The organism is Bacillus sp. JJ1609, assembly GCF_036967045.1.
Classification (GTDB): Bacteria; Bacillota; Bacilli; order Bacillales; family Cytobacillaceae; genus Mesobacillus.
Map to the genome: position 1 here is coordinate 348,345 of NZ_JBALSS010000006.1, position 21,029 is coordinate 369,373.

19 protein-coding genes are annotated in these 21,029 nt (G+C 42.4%); 15 read left to right on the top strand and 4 right to left on the bottom strand.

Annotation, left to right across the window (positions count from 1 at the left end):
• Window positions 1–9: 9 nt before the first annotated feature.
• From V7654_RS06320 to V7654_RS06370, 11 genes are all read left to right on the top strand, one after another.
• Window positions 10–339 (top strand): DUF3870 domain-containing protein, encoded by a 330-nt coding sequence (locus tag V7654_RS06320; protein ID WP_335429343.1) that lies wholly within the window; start codon window positions 10–12, stop codon window positions 337–339.
• 240 nt (window positions 340–579) lie between these two features.
• The gene (locus V7654_RS06325) at window positions 580–1,590 is read left to right on the top strand and encodes an LLM class flavin-dependent oxidoreductase (RefSeq protein ID WP_335429344.1); all 1,011 of its coding nucleotides are present in this window, start codon (window positions 580–582) and stop codon (window positions 1,588–1,590) included.
• Between the two features lie 57 nt (window positions 1,591–1,647).
• Window positions 1,648–2,205 carry an NADPH-dependent FMN reductase gene (locus tag V7654_RS06330; protein WP_335429345.1) on the top strand — a complete coding sequence of 186 codons (558 nt, stop codon included), beginning with the start codon at window positions 1,648–1,650 and terminating at the stop codon, window positions 2,203–2,205.
• Window positions 2,206–2,224: 19 nt separating this feature from the next.
• The gene (locus V7654_RS06335; protein ID WP_335429346.1) at window positions 2,225–3,205 is read left to right on the top strand and encodes a hypothetical protein; all 981 of its coding nucleotides are present in this window, start codon (window positions 2,225–2,227) and stop codon (window positions 3,203–3,205) included.
• Window positions 3,199–4,503, top strand: a complete 1,305-nt coding sequence (gene fahA / locus V7654_RS06340) for a fumarylacetoacetase (RefSeq protein ID WP_335429347.1) — start codon at window positions 3,199–3,201, stop codon at window positions 4,501–4,503. The genes V7654_RS06335 and fahA overlap by 7 nt, the downstream gene beginning before the upstream one ends.
• Window positions 4,504–4,540: 37 nt before the next feature.
• Entirely contained in the window at window positions 4,541–5,698 is a 1,158-nt protein-coding gene (locus V7654_RS06345; RefSeq protein ID WP_335429348.1) for a homogentisate 1,2-dioxygenase, read from the top strand.
• Between the two features lie 163 nt (window positions 5,699–5,861).
• Window positions 5,862–7,028: an ABC transporter substrate-binding protein gene (locus V7654_RS06350; RefSeq protein ID WP_335429349.1), complete on the top strand. Its 1,167-nt coding sequence runs from the start codon at window positions 5,862–5,864 to the stop codon at window positions 7,026–7,028.
• 35 nt (window positions 7,029–7,063) lie between these two features.
• On the top strand, window positions 7,064–7,915 hold the full coding sequence (locus tag V7654_RS06355) for a branched-chain amino acid ABC transporter permease (RefSeq protein WP_335429350.1): 852 nt from the start codon (window positions 7,064–7,066) through the stop codon (window positions 7,913–7,915).
• Between the two features lie 15 nt (window positions 7,916–7,930).
• On the top strand, window positions 7,931–8,950 hold the full coding sequence (locus V7654_RS06360; RefSeq protein ID WP_335429352.1) for a branched-chain amino acid ABC transporter permease: 1,020 nt from the start codon (window positions 7,931–7,933) through the stop codon (window positions 8,948–8,950).
• Window positions 8,951–10,492: an ATP-binding cassette domain-containing protein gene (locus V7654_RS06365; protein ID WP_335429353.1), complete on the top strand. Its 1,542-nt coding sequence runs from the start codon at window positions 8,951–8,953 to the stop codon at window positions 10,490–10,492. It abuts the gene before it with no gap.
• A gap of 496 nt (window positions 10,493–10,988) precedes the next feature.
• Window positions 10,989–11,966, top strand: a complete 978-nt coding sequence (locus V7654_RS06370) for a GNAT family N-acetyltransferase (protein ID WP_335429355.1) — start codon at window positions 10,989–10,991, stop codon at window positions 11,964–11,966.
• A 46-nt stretch (window positions 11,967–12,012) separates the two neighbouring features.
• Here the strand turns inward: V7654_RS06370 and V7654_RS06375 are convergent, their stop codons facing one another.
• Window positions 12,013–13,506 (bottom strand): peptide MFS transporter, encoded by a 1,494-nt coding sequence (locus V7654_RS06375; RefSeq protein ID WP_335429356.1) that lies wholly within the window; start codon window positions 13,504–13,506, stop codon window positions 12,013–12,015.
• Between the two features lie 344 nt (window positions 13,507–13,850).
• Between V7654_RS06375 and V7654_RS06380 the strand changes: the two genes are divergently transcribed.
• From V7654_RS06380 to V7654_RS06390, 3 genes are all read left to right on the top strand, one after another.
• Window positions 13,851–14,279, top strand: coding sequence for a DUF305 domain-containing protein (locus tag V7654_RS06380; protein ID WP_335429357.1), 429 nt, complete (start codon window positions 13,851–13,853; stop codon window positions 14,277–14,279).
• Window positions 14,280–14,395: 116 nt separating this feature from the next.
• Window positions 14,396–15,238 carry a hypothetical protein gene (locus tag V7654_RS06385; RefSeq protein WP_335429358.1) on the top strand — a complete coding sequence of 281 codons (843 nt, stop codon included), beginning with the start codon at window positions 14,396–14,398 and terminating at the stop codon, window positions 15,236–15,238.
• A 303-nt stretch (window positions 15,239–15,541) separates the two neighbouring features.
• Window positions 15,542–17,035: an amidase gene (locus V7654_RS06390; protein WP_335429359.1), complete on the top strand. Its 1,494-nt coding sequence runs from the start codon at window positions 15,542–15,544 to the stop codon at window positions 17,033–17,035.
• Window positions 17,036–17,164: 129 nt separating this feature from the next.
• Here V7654_RS06390 and V7654_RS06395 read toward each other — a convergent pair whose 3' ends face one another.
• On the bottom strand, window positions 17,165–18,937 hold the full coding sequence (locus V7654_RS06395; protein WP_438825253.1) for a methyl-accepting chemotaxis protein: 1,773 nt from the start codon (window positions 18,935–18,937) through the stop codon (window positions 17,165–17,167).
• Window positions 18,938–19,340: 403 nt separating this feature from the next.
• Window positions 19,341–19,829 carry a hypothetical protein gene (locus tag V7654_RS06400; protein WP_335429677.1) on the bottom strand — a complete coding sequence of 163 codons (489 nt, stop codon included), beginning with the start codon at window positions 19,827–19,829 and terminating at the stop codon, window positions 19,341–19,343.
• 126 nt (window positions 19,830–19,955) lie between these two features.
• On the opposite strand from V7654_RS06400, the gene V7654_RS06405 reads away from it, so the two are divergent.
• The gene (locus V7654_RS06405; RefSeq protein ID WP_335429361.1) at window positions 19,956–20,402 is read left to right on the top strand and encodes a DUF4385 domain-containing protein; all 447 of its coding nucleotides are present in this window, start codon (window positions 19,956–19,958) and stop codon (window positions 20,400–20,402) included.
• A gap of 71 nt (window positions 20,403–20,473) precedes the next feature.
• On the opposite strand, the gene V7654_RS06410 is transcribed toward V7654_RS06405, so the two are convergent.
• The gene (locus tag V7654_RS06410; protein WP_335429362.1) at window positions 20,474–20,893 is read right to left on the bottom strand and encodes an anti-sigma regulatory factor; all 420 of its coding nucleotides are present in this window, start codon (window positions 20,891–20,893) and stop codon (window positions 20,474–20,476) included.
• Window positions 20,894–21,029 lie beyond the last annotated feature (136 nt).

Genomic DNA, 21,029 nt, shown 5'->3' on the forward strand with positions numbered 1-21,029 from the left:
GTACGAAGAATGATTGGCGAAATGAAGGATAGTTATGTTTTTGTAGCTGGATTTGCGCAGCTTCCAAAGGGGACTCCGGTATTTGAAGAGCGGAAATCGATTGGCTGCTTGCTTATTGTCGACAAAGAGCTGGATATAATCGTAGAGTGTGATTTTACTTTTATAAAAGATATCACCAATAATTTTCTTTCATCATTGCTTAGAGGGCAATTTTTAGGAAATGGTGTTGATCATCTTACGAGATTGATTGAATCGAGATTCCTTGTTCCGCCTCAAAAAGCAATCGTGCAGGCAGTTGTTTCGGCATATAATCGTTATATTGAAAGTAAAGAGAATTAATAATTTTTTAAATAAAACGCTTGCAATATTCTGAATATTTATTTTATAATTCATTTATAACATAATCACATTGTTTAACTGGCTAGTCTATGAGGTGCGGGAGTTAAACCCAATCCTGGAAAAGTAGATTACAAACCAGTAGTGAAAAAAGGTCTGGAACCTGAACTTGTTCAGTTTCTTGATGCTTTCTTTGCTGCTGGTTTTTTGTTGCTCAATTTTGAAAAAATGGAGGAGATCTTAATGCAATTTGGATTGTTTACTGTATTTGATAACTACAAGGAAAAGTTTAATCGTTCTCATGAACAGTTAATGAAGGAAGTTTTGGAACAGACCATTCATGCAGACTGTTTAGGATATGATTCAGTATGGTTTGCTGAGCATCACTTCAGTGAATACGGGATTTTAACAACCCCACAGATGCTGCTGGCAGTTGCTGCACAACATACTAAAAACATCCGCTTGGGAGTATCGATAGTGACACTTCCTTTTAAAAACCCTATACAAGTCGCAGAGGATTACGCGTTACTCGATGTTTTAAGTAATGGCCGTTTAAACCTTGGTTTAGGAAGTGGCTATCTTCCGCATGAGTTTGCTGGGTTTAATGTAGATGGAAAAGATAAAGCCTTCCGGTTTAATGATGCACTTGCAGTGATTGAGAAAGCATGGACTGGCGAGAAGTTCTCGCATGAGGGTGATTACTATCAATTTACCGATATTCAATTAGAAGTGATCCCGAAACAAGAGAAAGTTCCAACTTGGATTGGGGCATTGAGTCCTGTAGGTTCTACCTTTGTTGGCAAAATGGGCTACAACATTATGGGAGTGCCATATGTTGCTAGCCGATCAATTGAAGAATTAAAGCAGATTCTTGATGATTATAAAAAAGCCTACCGGGAAGCAGGCCATGATGAAACAAAACTTAACATTCCTTTAGCTCTTCATACATTTGTTGCGGAAACTCGTGAAGAGGCTGAGCAAGTTGCTAAAGAACACTTGAACCTGTATTTGGATACTCGCCAATATGGAAGGAATGCACAATTTGAAGATTTGGAAGAGCGTGAGCAAGTGTTAATCGGAACTCCAGAGGATGTAATTGCACGGCTCCACAAGTATGAAGAAGCCGGCTGTGACCACGTGATGATGCTCATGAATTTTGGTGGGTTGCCGCATGAAAAGGTCCTTCGATCAATGGAGCTGGTGGCTGAAAAAGTAATGCCTGCCTTTACGAATAATGTAAAAGTATCTTCCTAAGGATTACTGTGATGTCAGATTAAGCAATGAAGTTCAGAAAAGGATGGTGAAAGACAGATGAAAGTATTAGGAATATCCGGTACGATCTTGGGTGCTAAGACAGCTATATTAGTTGAAGCTGTCCTGAATGAAATAAAGAAATTAACTCCTGATATCGAAATGAGGCTTTTGGATTTAAGAGACTATGATATGCAATTTTGCGATGGACGAAAGCCGGAATCTTACAATGAGGATACAAAGGAAATTATTAAAGCAGTATCAGAAGCAGATGTCTATTTAGTTGGTTTTCCAATCTTTAATGGTTCGATGCCTGCACCATTGAAAAATGTTTTCGATTTAGTCCCGCCAGATGTTTTTCGCCATAAGGTTATGGGGTTTGTTGCAAATGGCGGGACTTATCAACACTACCTTGTGATTGAGAATCAGTTAAAACCGATTGCTGGCTATTTCCGTTCCTATGTAGCCCCAAGTTATGTTTACGTTAATGTAAATCATTTCAATCCTTTAAATGAATTGGTCGATGAGGATGTGTTGAATCGTATTCAAGCACTGGCCAACGAATTAGTGATGATGCAGTCAGGGATAAAAAAAGGGTTCCTAAGTACAAATAAGTAGGTTGAAGGTGGAGGAGCAGGTGAAAGAGGAAATCATTAAGGTTGAGAATGAAAGTATTGAGTTTTTTTTAAAAAGCTTAATCGATTATGCCGGACTATTTCCACCAGCACGTTTACCGCTTGATGAGGCGATCAATAATTATATCTCATATAAAGAAAGTGCAGACTCTTGGATGCTTGGCACCTTTATTATTCCCGCAGGCTCATTAGAGGAGCTTGAGTTAGCGCTAACTAAATTACCTTCTGAAGTACCCCTGTTTTTATCCGTTACGGGAATGAAGCATGATCAATTTCATGATTGTGAAATTGGTTTTGATGCCGAACTAAAGAAGATTGCTTGTTTCCGTGATAGGTATGGACAAAAGGTACAAATAGAGGCATTTGAACTTCCAATGCCTCTTGCCGTACCAAAATTAGAGGAACTAGAGCTTCTATCGGATATGGCCAAAACTGAAAATCTAAAGCTTTTCACTGAAGTGACAATTCCGGATAGTCATGATTGGGAAGCAAAGCTTTTAGAAACCCTGGATGTATTTGCGGCTCACAATGCAGCCGCCGATCATCCGTTGGGAGTAAAGCTTAGAACAGGCGGGCTAGAGGCCAAGATGTTTCCATCACCTGAGAAGGTGGCTGTTTTTATTAAAGGCTGTGCAGAACGTAAGATGCCACTGAAGTTTACTGCTGGTTTGCACCACCCTATCAGGATGTATAGGGAGGAAGTGCAAACAAAAATGCATGGCTTTCTAAATGTATTTACAGCTGGCATATTAGCATATGCCCATAATCTAGAAAAGGCTACTTTAGTGGAAATTCTAGAAGATGAACAGCCTGTCCACTTCAAATTCAACAATCAAGAATTATCATGGAAAAATGTAAAAGTAAATGCAGCTGAAATTAGCCGATACAGAAGATTGCTATTCTCATATGGTTCCTGCAGCTTTGATGAACCTTGTGAAGAATTGAGAGAATTGAATTTTTTAAAGGAGGCATACCGTTGTTAACATCATTTATAAAAGTAGATCCCAACTCCCATTTCCCAATTCAGAATTTGCCGTATGGAGTTTTTCAGCCGAAAGGAACGCAGGAAGAACCTCGAGTGGGGGTGGCGATTGGTGAGTATGTTTTGGATCTTTCGATCATCGATGAGGCAGGTCATTTTAACAACACAGCCTTGAGCGGCCATAAGGTTTTCCATCAAGCTAACCTAAACCGATTCATGGAAATGGGACAGCAAGCCTGGAAGGACGTTCGTGGGATTATTCAACATCTTTTGACAGAGAATGTGCCGACTCTTAGGGATGATTCATCCTTAAGAATGAAGGCACTAAGGCTTCAAAGCGTGGTGGATATGCTGCTGCCTGTTAAAATCGGGGACTATACCGATTTTTATGCTTCAAAGGAGCATGCTGCTAACGTTGGGACGATGTTCCGTGGCAAGGAGAATGCATTAATGCCGAACTGGACGCACTTACCCGTTGGTTATCACGGACGTGCCAGTTCTGTTGTATTAAGTGGCACGGAAATTCTACGGCCACAAGGTCAAATTAAACTACCTGACTCAAACGAACCTATCTTCTCACCATGCCGGCAATTCGATTTTGAATTAGAGGTTGGCTGCTTCATTGGCTCAGGAAATAAGCTAGGTGACTCAATCCCAGTGGAGCAAGCAGAAGAGCACGTATTCGGCTTAGTATTGGTAAACGACTGGAGCGCCCGTGATATTCAAGCCTGGGAGTACCAGCCACTTGGACCTTTCTTAGCAAAAAACTTTGCAACATCCATCTCTCCATGGGTGATTCCGATGGAAGCCATTGAGCCATTCCGGACCTACGGACCAATACAGGAACCAGAGCCTCTACCTTATTTGAAAACGAATAGGGCTGGCTCTTTTGACATTGAATTAGAGGTTTACCTTAAAGGTGAAAACATGGAAACACCGCAAAGGCTGACAACAAGCAACTATCGCTATCTTTATTGGAGCATGGCTCAACAAATCGCCCATCACACGATTACTGGCTGTAATCTCAACCCTGGTGATTTGTTGGCATCTGGCACCATCAGCGGCCCTGAAAAAGAAACAAGGGGAAGTATGCTAGAGTTGGCATGGCGCGGGGCAGAACCGATTCAATTGGACAATGGGGAAAAGCGCGTATGGCTTGAGGATGGTGATGAATTAATCATGACCGGATGGTGCCAGGGAGACGGATTCCGGGTGGGATTCGGAGAAGTAACTGGACGTGTTTTGCCTGCTAAGGAGTTAGAAGGACAGTCTAGTGAATATACGACTATAAAAAGCTAATTTACTTTTACAATGAATGCAAAGGAGGAATCAACTCATGCCTTACTATAAAAGTATGGGGGAAATACCAAGGAAAAGGCATACCGTTTTTAAAAAGGAGGACGGGTCGCTTTTTAGGGAACAAGTAATGGGGACAAAAGGATTTTCCGGGCTTCAATCGATTTTGTACCATCATAACCCGCCTACACAAATGGTCGAAGCAACGCTATTAGGAAAAGTAAAACTGGAATACGAAGAACAGGAGGCCCTAAGTCACCGGCATTTTAAAACTAGTAAACTCACAAAGAAAAATGATGCTGTATCCGGTAGGGAGTACGTTCTTGGGAATGATGACCTTATCATTGGAATTGTCAGTCCCAATGAAGAAATGGATTATTTCTATCGGAATAGCGATGGTGATGAAGTACTGTTTGTTCATTATGGCACTGGTAATGTGGAAACGATGTTTGGGACGCTTCCGTATCGCCCTGGTGATTATATAGTCATTCCGGTAGGCACTATTTACAAGCTAACACCTGACTTAGGTGAAACGAAATTGTTAGTGATTGAAACTACCAGTTGGGTTACCACTCCGAAACGGTACCGTAATGGATTTGGACAGCTACTAGAGCACAGCCCTTTTTGTGAAAGAGACATTCATGGCCCTGAAGCATTAGCGACTTATACCGAAACAGGGGAATATGATGTCAGGACGAAATCAAGGGGTTACATGCATTCACATATCTACCATCATCATCCATTGGATGTCGTAGGCTGGGATGGGTATCTATTTCCTTATACCTTCAATGTGGAAGATTTTGAACCGATTACTGGCCGCATCCATCAGCCGCCACCCGTCCACCAGACATTTGAAGGACATAACTTTGTGATTTGCTCGTTTGTGCCTCGACTCTATGATTATCATCCAGAGGCAATTCCGGCACCATATTATCATAGCAATGTAGATAGTGATGAGGTACTTTACTATGTTGAAGGCAATTTCATGAGCCGAAAGGGCGTTGAAGAAGGTTCAATCACATTACATCCTTTAGGAATCCCGCATGGACCGCATCCGGGGAAAATCGAAGCTAGTATTGGCAAGAAAGAAACACTTGAATTAGCTGTAATGATTGATACCTTCAAGCCACTGAAAGTTTTAAAAACTGCCCATGAGATCGAGGATCGAGACTATAAATACAGCTGGAATATTAAGTAAAATTTTTATATCATTTAGAAATGTAAGCCTTTACAATAAAAGGGCGTATTGTTACAATTTTCTATAAATTCTAAAAAAGGTTGAAACCCAGAAGAATATTGGGGGGCATACAAAAAAAGCCGAGCACATAGGTAGTAACAAATATAAATTGGGGGAGAAAAAAATGAAAAAATGGTTGATCTTAATGATCAGTATGCTATTAGTATTTAGTCTTGCGGCCTGTAATGAAAAAACGAGTGGCAAAGGTGATGCCATAAAAATTGGTGTCAATCTTGAGTTATCTGGTGCTGCAGCTGTTTGGGGAGTGCCGCAAAAAGACGCGATTGAATTGCTAGTAAAAGAGATTAATGATGATGGCGGCATCAATGGCAAAAAAATCGAGCTTGTTGTATATGACAATGAATCTAGCGAAACGCAATCTCTAGTCGTTACGAAAAAGCTAGTGGAACAGGATAAAGTTGTCGCAATTATTGGAGGCGGTACAACGCCAACCACTATGCCTCTACTTCCTTATATTGAAAAAAGTAAGGTACCAGTTGTTTCTGTAGGTTCAGGAGATGCGATTTCTTCTCCGGCAGAGGAACGCCACTGGGTGTTTAAAACACCTGTTGATAATGAAGATATCTCAGTTAGTATTATCGAACTTTTAAAGAAAGAAAATAAAAAGAATATCGCATTCATGGCATTGAACAATGCTTATGGAGAGAGCGGATTAAAAACCTTTGAAAAAGTAGCAAAGGACAACGGAATCAACATCGTTGCTGTTGAAAAGTTTGGGATGGGCGATAAAGACATGAAGCCACAATTAACGAAAATTAAAGGCATGAACCCAGATGCGATTGTCGTATGGTCAATCCCGCCGGCTGCATCAATCGTCAACCGTAACTACTGGGAGTTGAAAATGGATAATATGCTTATCTATCCAGCAGGAGCCGGATCGAATGCATTTGTTGAACTTGCAGGAAAAGAGGCAGCAGAAGGAACATATGTAGCTGCAGGTAAGGTGTGGGTCTCTGATCAAATAGAAGCTGACGATGTTCAAAAAGACATCATCTCTAAATATGTTAAGGAATTTGAAGCGAATACTAAACATGGGGCAAGCCCAATTGATGGCATGGCATACGATGCAATGCTGCTAATCTCTAAAGCTATCGAAAAATCTGGAGATGAAGTGACAAGGAATTCTATCAGAGACAATTTAGAGAAATTAGAGAATGTTATTGGCGTTACAGGTGTGTTCAATCTTAGTAAAAAGGATCACCAGGGATTAAAAGCAGAAGATGCCATCATGGTTCAAGTTGAAAATGGCGAGTGGGTAATTCCTGAATAGAAGGGAATGAAGCTGGATTGGAAATTGTACAGTTATTGTTATCAGGTTTAGCGGTGGGTGGAATTTATGCCCTCATCGCTGTAGGCTTTGTCACAATTTATAACGTGAATGGGGTTATCAACTTTGCCCAGGGTGAATTTGTCATGGTTGGGGGGGTTACGGCAGCGGCTATGGTCTCTGGCGGTGCACCCCTTTGGGTAGCTGCAATTGCCGCAGTCATAGTTGCTACTGTTGTTGGAGCGCTGGTTCAGAGGCTGGCGCTTCAGCCAGCCCGTTTTAACAGCGAAGTTGTTTTAATCATTATTACAATAGGGGTATCCACAGTGCTTCGCGGCCTGGCATTAATGATATTCGGAAGCTCACCGAAGGTGCTTCCTCCATTTTTAGCAGGGGAACCAGTCAGTTTTCTTAATGCAGCGATTCCGAGACAGGATTTCTTCGTTATAGGCATTACTGTCATTACGATGTTAGCATTGTATATCTTTTTTGAAAAAACGATGCTTGGTTCTGCCCTAAGAGCCAGCATGATGAATCGAGAGGTTAGCCGTTTAATGGGAATCTCTCCTAAGTTGATGGGCTTGCTTTCTTTTATGCTTGGTGCGTGTTTAGCTGGAATTGTAGGGATAGCGGTGACTCCTATTTCACTGGCAACCTACGATATGGGCCTTATGATCGGATTAAAGGGATTCGTTGCAGCTGTGTTAGGTGGGCTTATCAGTATTCCAGGAGCAGTTGTTGGAGGTATTATTTTAGGGGTGCTGGAATCACTAGGGGCAGGCTTGATTTCATCAGGTTACAAGGATGCTATCGCCTTTTTCATCTTATTGATCGTATTGGTGTTTATGCCGCAGGGACTTATAAAAACAAAGAGCGGAAAGCGTGTATAGGGGAGGAGGTTGCGTATGGAAAAAACTATCGTAGGGAATGAAGCATCTGTAACGATGAACACCTTTTCTAAGAGAAGGATGATACTCATTCCTCTTATTCTTGCAGCTCTTGTTGCTTTCCCTTATGTAGCGGGAACCTATATTACAGGAATCTTTGTATTGATCGGTTTATATTTTATCTCCACAATTGGGATTTCACTGCTAATGGGGCATGCGGGCCTTGTATCGCTGGCGCAAGCTGCCTTCTGGGGAATCGGTGCCTATGGGTCAGGGATTTTGGCAATCAAATTTTCAATTTCTCCTTTGCTTGCAATCCCGATTGGCATGATATTGGCAGGGTTAATAGCGTATATTCTTGGCTACTTGACAAGGAATCTGCAGGGGCATTATTTTTCATTAGCAACACTAGGGTTCGGTATCGTCATTAACATTGTTCTAATTGAGGAATCACAGATGACTGGCGGACCATCTGGGTTGATCGGTGTCCCCTCACTGACAATTGGATCTTTTTCAATTGCCTCAGATATCGCGTGGTTTTATGTAATAGCGTTTATTGATCTTATCGTTTTTATATTAACCAAAAACCTTGTTCAGTCTTCCTGGGGAAGAAATCTCCGCTCTATACAAGATAGCGCTGTCGCTTCACAATCCATGGGAATTAATATCGGGCAGTACAAATTAACAGCCTTTGTTGTCAGTGCCGTCTTTGCTGGCCTGAGTGGAGGACTTTATGCTTCTTATATGAGTTTTATCAGTCCAGCCATCTTTAGCTTTGAAATGTCCATCAAGTTTGTGGTGATGGCGGTACTCGGCGGACTTTTCAGTATCTATGGTTCCCTTATTGGCGTTATTGTCGTAACTCTTCTGGTAGAGGTCCTTCGTGAAGTTGTTCCGTTCGTTTTTGGTGAAAGTGCTGGTGGAGCCGTTGAAGTGATCTTCTTTGGTTTTCTGCTAGTCGTTATGATGATTTATATGCCAAAAGGGATCATGGGAATCTTCGAGAAATTAAGTCAGCGGTTTAGGAGGGAGACATAAATGGCTTCAACACTGCTTGAGTTGAATCGAGTGACAAAGAGATTTGGCGGGGTCATTGCTGTTAATGAAAACACCTTCGATATTAAAGAAGGAGAAATAGTCTCCCTTATTGGTCCAAATGGAGCGGGTAAAACATCTACATTTAACTGCATTACTGGCATGTACTCACCTGAGGAAGGTGAAGTCAGGTTTGCAGGGAAGAAAATCAATTCATTAAAGCCAAACGAAATAGCCGAACTGGGAATTGCCCGTACTTTTCAAAACCTCCAAATCTTTGACAATATGACCTTATTAGAAAATGTAATGGTCTCGGTTAAGGATACGAGAAAAACAAATATCATCAGCTCGATGCTCCGGCTGCCGCATTTAAAGCACAAGGAAAATCGGGCAGTAGAATTAGGACAAGAAAGCTTAAATTTAGTAGGTTTAGGTGAGAAGAATTCATTATTAGCCGGTGATTTATCTTTTGGCGAACAGCGATTACTGGAAATCGCCCGCGCGCTTGCCCTAGAACCAAAGCTTCTTTTATTGGATGAACCAATGTCCGGATTGAGTGCAGAAGAAAGAAGAACAATGATTCAATTAATTAAGAAGCTGAAGCAGCAGGGATTGACCATTTTTCTGATTGAACATGATTTATCAACAGTCATGGAAATCTCTGATCGCATTATTGTTCTCGACTTCGGCAGCAAGATCGCTGAAGGAATCCCATCGGAAATTCAAGAGAATGAAAAAGTAATTGAAGCCTATCTCGGAAGGGATATGGAAAAATCCTATAAGGAACGTGAATTTTCTGAAGAGGCAAAGCTAATCCTTAAGATCAAAGACCTGCATGTATATCGGGAAAGCATACATGCATTAAAGGGTATTGATCTTGAAATTAGAGAAGGTCAATTAAGTACGATTATTGGCGCTAATGGCGCTGGTAAGACAACATTATTAAATACGATTGCTGGCTTATTGGAACCCGAATCTGGGCAAATAATATTGGAAGAAAAAGATATTACAGGTGTTCCTGCAGAAAAGCTTGCTTACATAGGAGTTAATCTTGTCCCTGAGCGCAGAGGCATGTTTTCTGAGTTAATGGTTGAAGAAAGTCTGAGACTGGGGGCCTACAACCGTTACCGGGGTTATGGAGCATCTAAGACCATACGGCAGGGGATCGAAGAGGATATGGAGAAGTTGTATCAGCTCTTCCCGAGATTGAAAGAAAGACGAAAGCAGCTTTCTGGAACACTCAGTGGGGGAGAACAGCAAATGCTGGCAATAGCGAGAGGCCTGATGGCTCGCCCTAAAGTGCTGATGCTTGATGAACCATCATTAGGCCTAGCGCCATTAATCGTAGAAGAGATCTTTGAAACCTTATTCCAGCTCAAACAAACCGAAACAACAATCATATTGGTAGAGCAAAACGCAAAAGCAGCACTGCAAATTGCCGATTGGGGTTACTTGCTGGAAAATGGGAAAATAAAAGTCGAAGGCAAGCCAAGTGAACTGGCCGACAATCCGCTGGTTCAGGAAGCTTACTTGAGCATTCATTAACATTAATAATGATGAGAAATAGCCGGATTCCATATGGGGTTCGGCTATTTTATTTGTTACGGCCTAGTCCATAGAGAATGGGATTTTAATACCTTACTCACTCCCAGGAATATTAATGATTAGACCAGCGTACATCATATTCGGATTAACAATCTGAGGGTTTATTTGAAGAATCTTTCCACGGTCACACCAAACCAAGCAGCGATGAGAGTGGTTTGGATTCTGCTAACTGCAGCCGCGATCACCAAGCTATACGATATAATTCATCCCAGCCACCTTCCAAATTGTTAATAAATACTATAGGTTCGGTGGTGGAGGGCGGTTCGAGTGAATGACTGGGGAGAAAAATGGACAATCACTTGGTATGTGAAATGAGAAGGTTATAGAAAAGAAAGGGGAAAAACTTTATCAAATTTTCCCATTATCATTGTATAATACTTACTATCCACTTTTTTACATAGACAGAAAAGTAAAGAACGATTGGGGGCAGGAGCACGTGGAATTATGGAATGTATACGATCAGTACCGGCAAATAACAGACCGCATCCATGAACGTGGACAGGAGATGAAGGATGGGGATTATCACATCGTTGTCCATGTCTGGATCATGAATGACAAAGGAGAATTCCTGATCCAGAAGCGGCAGCCTTGGAAAAAGGGCTGGTCGAATATGTGGGATTGCTCGGCAGCAGGCTCCGCAATTCTAGGGGACAACAGTGAGATGGCAGCGGTCCGGGAAGCAAAGGAAGAGCTCGGAATTGATTTGGACATCGCTAGCGGGGAAAGGCTGTTTACCGTAAAATTCTCTTGCGGCTTCGATGATATCTGGCTGGTAAGACAAAATATCGCGATTGAAGATTTGAGCCTCCAGGAAGAGGAAGTTGCGGACGCGAAATGGGCAAGTGAAGTAGAAATAAAGGAAATGTTCAACAATGGCGAATTCATTCCATTTGCCTACCTGGATTTATTTTTCGAAATGGCTAAATCACCAATATCACTTTGGAAAGCTTCGATAGATGATGCAGAAGAATTGCTGGAGCTGCAAAAAGAAGTGTTCAAGCCGCTTTATCAAAAGTACAATGACCACGAAACAAGTCCTGTGACGCAAACCATGGAGAGGTTTTTAACAAGGTTTGAGCGCGGGGATTATTACAAAATCACCTATGAGGGCCAATTGGCAGGAAGTGTGAATGTCTATCAGAAAACTCCAGGTCTAATGAGGCTCCATATCATCAATATCCGCGAAGAATATCATAACAGAGGAATCGCTCAGAAGGTCATGGCGCGCCTTGAACTCATGTATCCTGAGGCAGAAGCATGGGAGCTCGGCACCATTCTATCCGAAGAACGGAACTGCTATCTCTATGAAAAAATGGGTTACGAACAACAAGGAGATCGGAAGGTTATTAACGATAAAATGACACTCGTCAGCTACCGAAAAGAGAAAAATATTGGAAGACTAAAGAGTCTTTAACACATTAAAACGCNNGCGTTTTAATGTGTTAAAGTGATGTTTCTTATTATTTTACGCCTCTCATGTAGCCCTGAATTTTTGGAGCTAGGATGAAGAGGATGATACCTAGTACGATGGATGCTCCACCGATTGTTCCGAAGTAAGTCATTTCGGTTTCAGGTGTGTAGAACTTAACGATTTGCGCGTTGATTGCTTGTGCTGCGGCACTTGCAAGGAACCAAAGGCTCATTGTTTGTGCTGAGAATGCTGCAGGCGCAAGTTTTGTTGTTGCTGATAGACCAACAGGGGAGATCAGCAACTCACCGAATACAACGATCAGATAGCTCAGGACTAGCCAGATTGGGCTAACCAATGCATCTGTGCCTGTTAAATAACCAGGGATTAAGATGACTAGGAATGATAGACCAGCGAAAATCAATGAGAATGAGAATTTCTTCGGAATTGATGGCTGGCGATCGCCTAGCTTCACCCAGAATCCTGCGAAAATCGGTGCAAAGATAATGATGAATAATGGGTTCAATGATTGGAAGAATGCAGGTGAAATAGTAAAGCCTGCGAATTCCAATTGCGTACGCTTGTCCGCATAGTTAGCAAGGATAGTTGAACCTTGCTCCTGGATTGCCCAGAACATTACAGCCGCAAGGAATAGCGGAATGTAAGCAAGTACCCTTGAACGCTCCACTTCAGTTGTCTTAGGGCTGCGGTACATAACGATAAAGTACAAAGTAGGAATAACAATACCAAGAATCGTAACAATGTTGATAAAGCTTTCGAATGTTAAAAGTCCAGCTGGAACTAATACTGCTACAAGGATTGCTAGAACAACTATTCCAATACCAATCCAAGTGAATGTTTTCTTCTTTTCTTCTGGTGACAATGGATTTGCAACCATTGTACCTGCAAGGCCAAGGTTCTTTTTCTTTGTCATCATGAAGACAACAAGTCCCAAGAACATACCGATTGCAGCGATTGCGAAACCAAAGTGGAAGTTATACTTATCAGATACTGCTCCGACGATTAGCGGCGCAAGGAATGCACCAGCGTTGATACCCATGTAGAAAATCGTGAAACCAGCATCGCGGCGTTCGTCTTTTTCGCTGTACATTTCACCAACAACGGTAGAAACGTTCGGCTTCAGCATACCTGTACCGATGACAATCAAGACCATCGAAACAAAGAACATTGAAACACTGCCAGGGATTGCTAGCGCAATATGACCAAGCATGATCAATATTCCACCGTAGAATACGGCTCTGGATGTACCAAAAATCCGGTCAGCAAGCCATCCGCCAATAATACCGGACATATAAACAAGGGATCCATAGATAGACATGATAGAAAGCGCTAACGTTTCATCAATCCCTAATCCACCCTTAGATACTTCATAGTACATGTAATAAACGAGGATCGCTCTCATTCCATAATAAGAAAAGCGCTCCCAGAACTCTGTGAAGAAAAGTGTGAATAATCCCTTTGGATGTCCAAAGAAACCTTTTTGAGGAACACTATCCACAATTTTCTGTTTATTAAGGTTTGACATGTTTTTCCCTCCCTATTTTCTTATACTAGAATACTGATTATAGTATGAATTGTCAAAAACAATATTAGGAAATCCCTCATATAACCTTTGATAAATCTAGATTTATCATACATTTTCAAATTAAAGAAAGTTTATTTGAAATTATTCAATTAATAAGAAAAGAATGAAAAGTCAGTAAAATCATGGTATGTATTTCCATACGGCCGGCCCAATAGTGTTTACCCAATTATTAAGAAAGCAAACCATGATTATTCATTAGTGGGTGGGGTATACAAAGAATATAGGTTAAATTAACTATTTAGGAGGTAAGTCAAGTAAAGAACAATTATGGAAGATTCGGGCTGATGGTTTTGACCTCGACGATCATTATGCTGATTCTAATGTATTTTAATACGTATAGTATTGATCATGTTTTCTTTAGTGAAACGAATTTTTACATGGCCCTTCTCATGGGAGCTGTAATGGCAATCGTCATGCTTGCTTTTATGCAAAAAATGTATACCAATAAGAAGGTGAACCTGGGCATTTATTTGGGCAGTGCATTAGTCATTGTCGTTTCCTTATTCCTTGTTCGCAGCCAGACGACCGTTGATGACGAGTCATGGATGAAGGCGATGATTCCGCACCATTCGATTGCCATCCTGACTAGTGAACGAGCGAATATCGAGGATCCGCGTGTCAGAAAGCTAGCTGACGGGATAATCAAAACACAGCGAAAAGAAATTGCAGAAATGAAGGCATTGATTAAAGAACTTGAAGAGAAGGAAGATTAATTGTTTATGAAAAGAGCCTGATCCTTTGGTGGATTGGGCTCTTTTTGCGGCTAGGAAGGAAATCTTGAGCATGATGAAGAATATCGATAGGGAGAAAAATTATTGGAGAGAAATAGATGAATACAAAATTAATTTTAGTAGAGGGTCTTCCTGGTTCAGGGAAGTCCACAACAGCCAAACTGATTCAGGAAATTCTTATTGAGCAGAATGTGAAGGCTGAATTATATATGGAAGGAAATCTTGATCATCCAGCAGACTATGAGGGCGTAGCTTATTTTACCGAAGAGGAATTCGCGAATCTTCTTGAAGTGAACGAGAGTCTCGGTCAGATTTTGCAGGATAAAGTGATGGTTAAAAGAGGGCGCAGGCTACTTCCATATATGAAAATAAAAACGGAACTAGGTGACGAGTTTCCTGACAAACTTCTGGAGGAGATTTCTAAAAAGGATGTGTACGAGCTTCCGTTGGAGGAGAACATCGCTGTGATTGCGGAAAGCTGGGAGGAGTTTGCGAAACAAGCCGAGGCTAATGACTTGGTCTATGTTTTCGAGTGCTGTTTCATTCAGAACCCGGTTACGATCGGGATGATCAAATATGGAGCTCCGGATGATACGTCAATTCATTATGTAAAAAAGCTGGCTGACGCCGTGGGAAATCTCAATCCATTGCTTGTGTATGTCAAACAGGAGGACATTGATAAGTCATTCCGCAAGGCAGTCATCGAACGATCTGAGGATTGGTTCAGCGGGTTTGTCCACTATTACACTACTCAAGGCTACGGTTTGGAAAATGAACTGAATGGGCTTGATGGCACAATCGAAGTGCTAAAGGCGAGACAGGAATTGGAGTTCGAAATCCTAAAGCATTTGAATCTGCCGAAGGTGATCGTTGATAACTCTAGATTCGAGCTGGATCAGCATAGGGAGAAGCTTAAGCAAATATTGAAAAACGAATGTTAATTTGAAAGACCTTGATTTTGGTGGAAGGTCTTTCTTGGTTTTTATCGCTGATGTACACAGAACTGGAAAAAATGAACCGAATTTCCAGTTCGCTCATATATTCTTTTTTCGCTTATAGGTGATGGCTTTTTGCTTATATATTCGTTTATTCGCTTATAAGTCACCGGTTTTCGCTGATATCAGTTCTCCGGGGATCTATCTTTAACATTTTTGACTCTTAAAGGAAGGGCTACTCTTTTAATAGAAGGAAATTAACGATCTTTAGAGAACAATAGATAGTAAAAAGAGACGGTGGTGAGGCGGATGAAGGGGTTTGATTATAAAGCTTATGATGGGCTGGGGCTAGCGGAGCTAGTAAAGAAGAAAGAAGTGCAGCCGAAGGAATTGGTGGAAGAGGCAATCAAGTTGACGGATTCACTTAATCCGAAACTGAATGCAGTCATTAACAAGATGTATGACAAGGCGCACAAGGCGGCGGATGCTCAGCTATCTGGCGCTTTTGCCGGTGTGCCAATGCTGCTGAAGGATATCTCGCAGGAGATTGAAGGGGAACCCATCACACTTGGATCGAAGGCGTTTTTAAATTACCGGGCAAAAACGGATTCTGAATATGCACGTAGATTGAGAAAGGCAGGAGTAGTGTTTCTTGGCCAGACGAACGTCCCTGAATTTGCGCTGGTGGCTTACACCGAGCCTGCCCATTATGGCCCGACCCGAAATCCGTGGAATCTTGATCATACACCAGGTGGCTCAAGTGGCGGATCGGCTGCTGCGGTGGCATCGGGAATGGTCCCAATTGCAGGTGCCAATGATGGCGGAGGCTCGATTCGGATTCCTGCGGCCTATTGCGGCTTGTTCGGTTTAAAGCCAACGCGGGGAAGGACGCCGGTTGGCCCTAATTATGGACGAGCGTGGCAAGGTGCATCTGCTGAACATGTGTTAACCCGAACTGTCCGTGATAGCGCGGCGATGCTGGACCAGCTGCATGGCCATGAAAAAGCAGGTGCTTTCCATGCCACACCATTTGAAGGGAGCTATCTCGAGACTCTCAGCACTCCTCTGGGTAAAAAGCTAAGGATCGCTTACTCGGTGACTTCACCGATCGGGACGGAGGTTGATCCTGATTGCCGGGAAGCCGTCTTAAAGACTGCCAGATTGCTAGAATCGATGGGACACCAGGTTGAGGAGAAGGATGCGCCGGTCGATGGCAAAAAAATCGCGCAGAGCTATTTGACGATGTACTTTGGTGAAACGGCTGCCCTTTTAGCATCATTGGAGGAAGTGCTCGGAAGGAAAGCCACTCCCGCTGATGTTGAGCCAACAACCTGGCTGTTAGGGCTGCTTGGTAAAGCAACATCAGCGGAGGAATTTGTACTGAGCATCAGGGAATGGGACAGGGCGGCACATCAGATGGAAACCTTCCATGAAACGTATGATTTTTACCTGACACCGACTACTGCCTTTCCACCAGCTCGAATAGGTGAACTGCAGCCATCTGCATCGGAGAAATTCCTCATAAATACGGTCGGTAAAATGGGGCTCGGCGGAATGCTGAAGAAGGCAGGTATCGTTGACCAGATTGCCCAGAAGAACCTTGCCAGAACGCCATTCACTCAGCTTGCCAACCTGACAGGACAGCCTGCCATGTCCATGCCGCTGCACCATACAGCAGATGGCCTGCCGGTCGGAGTTCAGGTCATGGCCGCAAGAGGACGGGAGGACTTGCTGCTGCAATTAGCTGGTGAGCTAGAACAGTCCGAACACTGGGTGGATGTGCGGAAGAATCCTTTGTTTTAGAAGTGATACTTATTTAGCTAAAGGGGAGTTTAAGAGAGATTTTTGTACAAAAGAGCGTAATAAAAAGGAGGCAGCTTGGATACGCTGCCTCCTTTTGTAATTGGGAGAAAGGGGTTACCTTTGTAATTCTTATAGTTTGAAATAGCTGATCGCGTTCTTTAAGTCGGTAATTTCATCATTTAATGCTGTAGCTGACTGTGTGACGACTTGGATTGCGTTTTGTTGTTCTTCCACTGATGCTGTAACCTCTTCTGTAGAAGCTGCAGTTTCTTCGCTGATGGCTGCAATGTGCTCAATGGAAGTGGTGAATTGCTCTTTAACTGCAGTAAGGCCCTGCATTTCTTCATTGACTTCCTCGATTGCTTCATAAATTTTATCAATCGAGCGTGCAATCATGTTAAATGCAGCTTCGGTACCTGCTACGGCATCGCTTTGTTCTCTGACCGTCTCAGCTGTCTTTTCCATCTCTTTGTTAACGATACTTGTTTCATTTTCTATTCCTGTCAGTGTTGATCGGACTTTGTCTGTTGCGGAAGATGTTTGTTCAGCCAGCTTTCTCACTTCTTCGGCTACGACGGCAAACCCTTTTCCATGTTCACCAGCTCTAGCAGCTTCGATACTTGCATTTAATGCAAGTAAATTGGTCTGGGATGAAATTTCATTGATCGTTCCAAGGATGGTTTCGATTTCCTTCACTTTATTTAAAAGCCCGGTGATAACTTCCTGAACCCCATTGATCAATAGTTGACTGTGCTCGGAAGTCGTTTTAAGCTGTTCAACAGAATCAAGGCCAGTTGTATTTGAATTCTGCACATCTTTCGAAGCATACAACATATTCTTGTTTTTTGATTGTAAGCTTTCAATTTGTGAAGCTAATAAAAGGGTGACTTGGTGTGTTTCTTCTGTTTCGGTTGCTTGTTGAATGGAACCTCTGGATATTTCTTCGATCGCCCGGCTGATTTCTTCACCGGATGCGGTTGTTTCTTCGGAAATGGCGCTTAGGTTCTCAGAGGTGAGGCCGATTTCGGATATGGATCCATCTACCTTACCGATTAACTGCTTTAAACTGTTCACCATCAGAGAAAATCCGGTTACTAAGTGGCCAATCTCATCGCTGCGTTTTAACTCTTTTAATTCGATAGCGAGATTACCATGTGCTACTTCTTTCACCTGATTTGTAATCGCAATGATCGGGTCTGCAAGGTGCTTTGAAAATAGATACGTGATAATGCTGCCAATCAATAGTGCCCCGCCAAGTGTTATGGCCAGCAAAGTCAGCAAATGGGTAGCGGCAGCGTTGAAATCATTCTTATAGGTTCCAGCACTGACGATCCAGCCCCAATTTGGTTCTAGCTCATTATAGGTTATCTTCTCAGCGACTTTATTCGGATCATCAGGTAGAGCCCATTTATATGAATAGAATCCACCACCGGATTTTCCAATTTTGATTTGTTCTTGGACGATAAGGTTTCCATCAATATCCTTTGTTTCCCAAACATTTTTCCCTTCAATCGTCGGGTGGGCGACTTCAAGTCCTTGTTCATCGTACACAAGGAAATACCCGTTTTCACCCAAGTCTACAGGACTGTCAATCTTCCGTTTCCCATCTCCGGTTTTTTTGCCGATCAGATACGTTTTGACTCTTTCCTGTGCTTCTTCTAATGATAAATTTCCTGCTTTTACTTCCTGATCAAGTGAATCGATCATTTGAATTGCCATCTCTACACCGTTTTTGAGATTGGTCTGGCCTAATTCATTAAGACTGTCTTTGGCCGTGACGTATCCAACGATCCCAATAATAAGACTAGGAACGGCGAGCAATAACAACGACATACTAATTAACTTGAGTTTAAGCGATTGCATCTTGTTGATTCTCCTTTGAGGCTGAAATATACCGATCATACTTACGTAAAGTCGATGGTAAATATATCGACAGGTTTCTGGGAATTGTTATAGCCACCACTAGAAAGTAACAAATATAAATAGATATACTCAAGTCTGCATTCGCGACGTTGAGGCTCACCGGACGCCCCGCGGAAAGCGAGTACCTAGAGCGGAAATCAACAGTCTAATTTAACTCAGACATCCATGCTAATGAAAATTCGTAAACAAATCATATGTATAGTAGTGTGGGTGACAATCCAGGATAGGAGGATTTTTAATGGTGAACTCAATAGGCCATCGTAAAACTAAGCAAGGGAAGAATCCCTTGCTTAGTTTTTTAATCAAACGTTTGATTGAATTGCGATGAACCCTTGGTGTTAATGCATTTTCTTGGAATTCCGCTGAACGTTTGCCTTTCGTCTCAGCACCAGATAATCACCCGATAAGGAGTCGTTTGCGCCGGAATGCTGAATGTCGATGGACCGTAAATCACGATAAGATTGCGGTTTGCGGGATTGCCGGTGAACTGCTGGCCATTTTTTAATCTTAATCTTGTCGTTGGTGCCAGGTTCAGCTTTAGCATGCCATCACTGCTGACCAGCTGGCGGTTGAAAAAATCGACTTTTACATTTTGATTTTGGGTTTCTTTTACCATGACAAGCGCTCGATATTGCGGCGGATAAATGAGAGGGACCGGAGCATTCGCATCATAGTATCCGGTCACCCGGTCGCCAACTCTCACCATCGCTTGATCGACAAAGTAAGTATCTGGTTCTATCACGAAATTTACGCTGCTGCCCGTACCGTTATCTACAGACATCAGCTTGTAACAGCCCGATTGATCATTGGCCGTTGTAAAAAAATCATCGATATTGGTCACGATTCCGCTGAAAAACTGAAACTTTACCATTCTTGTACCACCTTCACCATTAGACTCATGCCTATACAGCTTATTCATTTGAGGTTTTCATTGTGACACATCGGCTTGTTAGAATTTCTTTCAGTCGGGTAAAACAATGGAAAAAGGACTGGTAGTATGGCATTTGATTATGACCTTAATTTTGAAAAAATTGATTTTCGGAAGCAGCCGGAACTGTACAGGGTCGGCCGCGGCGAACAGGGTGTGTTGCTTGTTGAGCCATATAAAAGCGAGATTCTGCCACACTGGCGTTTCAAGTCTCCGGATATCGCCACGGTGTCATCTGAAAAAATCTATCAGATGTTTCTCGATTATAAAGATAAGGAGGATTTCGTCGGCATGGATATGGCGCGGAAGTTCCTGCAAATGGGCTATACACGAGCCCGGCGTTACACGAATTATAAGGGCGGCAGGAAGTATGCTGAAGACGGCAAGGTGAAGGAACGCCAAATTGACCCGGTGAAAGCGAAGTCCGCAGCGATTTTCATGGATAAATGGAAGCTGGCTAGGACGGATGAAGAGTATCTTAGGATGAAAAAAGAACACCAGAAAAACTTTGGATAAAAAATAGCCAAATCCGCAGAAGGGATTAGGCTATTTTTCTTTTAGGGATGGAGTCGCAAAAATGAAGCGGATCAGGCTCCTTTTCCAGGGTTAATCTGCAGCCACTTAGTAGCGGTAATGACTGTACCTTCTTCCGGAGAGGATTGGACGGTGAAATCATCCATCAGCCTTTTCGCACCCGGGAGGCCGGACCCTAAACCGCCCGAAGTCGTGTATCCATCGATCATAACTTTTGAAATGTCCATGCCTGGTCCTTGATCGGCTGCGGTAATCTGCAAGCCTATTTTGTCACCAGTGTGGATAGAGGAGATGTAGATCTGGCCTTTTCCGGCATATTTGTATATATTCCTGGCCAATTCACTTATTGTAACGGCTATTTTAGCCTGGTTTGATGAATTGAAACCGAGTTCCTTTGCTGCGTTTTTTCCCTGGGAGCGCGCTTCGATAATGTCCCATTCATTCAGGATCCAGACGCAGTCCTGTCTATTCATGTATCCACATCACATCCTCCTGATATGTTCATTATAGTTTAATCTGGAAGGATAAGAGCAGTTTTCTAGAAGTTTTGGATTATTATTTAAAATATCCATAGTTGTAAATGTGTAATCTTTTATAAAAAAAGCCTGA

Coding starts and splice junctions, on each gene's coding strand:
- V7654_RS06400 (WP_335429677.1), bottom strand. CDS start 19,829: ATGGTAAAGTTTCAGTTTTTCAGCGGAATCGTGACCAATATCGATGAT.
- V7654_RS06380 (WP_335429357.1), top strand. CDS start 13,851: ATGGTTTTGACCTCGACGATCATTATGCTGATTCTAATGTATTTTAAT.
- V7654_RS06375 (WP_335429356.1), bottom strand. CDS start 13,506: ATGTCAAACCTTAATAAACAGAAAATTGTGGATAGTGTTCCTCAAAAA.
- V7654_RS06350 (WP_335429349.1), top strand. CDS start 5,862: ATGAAAAAATGGTTGATCTTAATGATCAGTATGCTATTAGTATTTAGT.
- V7654_RS06385 (WP_335429358.1), top strand. CDS start 14,396: ATGAATACAAAATTAATTTTAGTAGAGGGTCTTCCTGGTTCAGGGAAG.
- V7654_RS06410 (WP_335429362.1), bottom strand. CDS start 20,893: ATGAATAGACAGGACTGCGTCTGGATCCTGAATGAATGGGACATTATC.
- V7654_RS06320 (WP_335429343.1), top strand. CDS start 10: ATGATTGGCGAAATGAAGGATAGTTATGTTTTTGTAGCTGGATTTGCG.
- V7654_RS06405 (WP_335429361.1), top strand. CDS start 19,956: ATGGCATTTGATTATGACCTTAATTTTGAAAAAATTGATTTTCGGAAG.
- V7654_RS06395 (WP_438825253.1), bottom strand. CDS start 18,937: ATGATCGGTATATTTCAGCCTCAAAGGAGAATCAACAAGATGCAATCG.
- V7654_RS06345 (WP_335429348.1), top strand. CDS start 4,541: ATGCCTTACTATAAAAGTATGGGGGAAATACCAAGGAAAAGGCATACC.
- V7654_RS06365 (WP_335429353.1), top strand. CDS start 8,951: ATGGCTTCAACACTGCTTGAGTTGAATCGAGTGACAAAGAGATTTGGC.
- V7654_RS06325 (WP_335429344.1), top strand. CDS start 580: ATGCAATTTGGATTGTTTACTGTATTTGATAACTACAAGGAAAAGTTT.
- V7654_RS06390 (WP_335429359.1), top strand. CDS start 15,542: ATGAAGGGGTTTGATTATAAAGCTTATGATGGGCTGGGGCTAGCGGAG.
- V7654_RS06360 (WP_335429352.1), top strand. CDS start 7,931: ATGGAAAAAACTATCGTAGGGAATGAAGCATCTGTAACGATGAACACC.
- V7654_RS06330 (WP_335429345.1), top strand. CDS start 1,648: ATGAAAGTATTAGGAATATCCGGTACGATCTTGGGTGCTAAGACAGCT.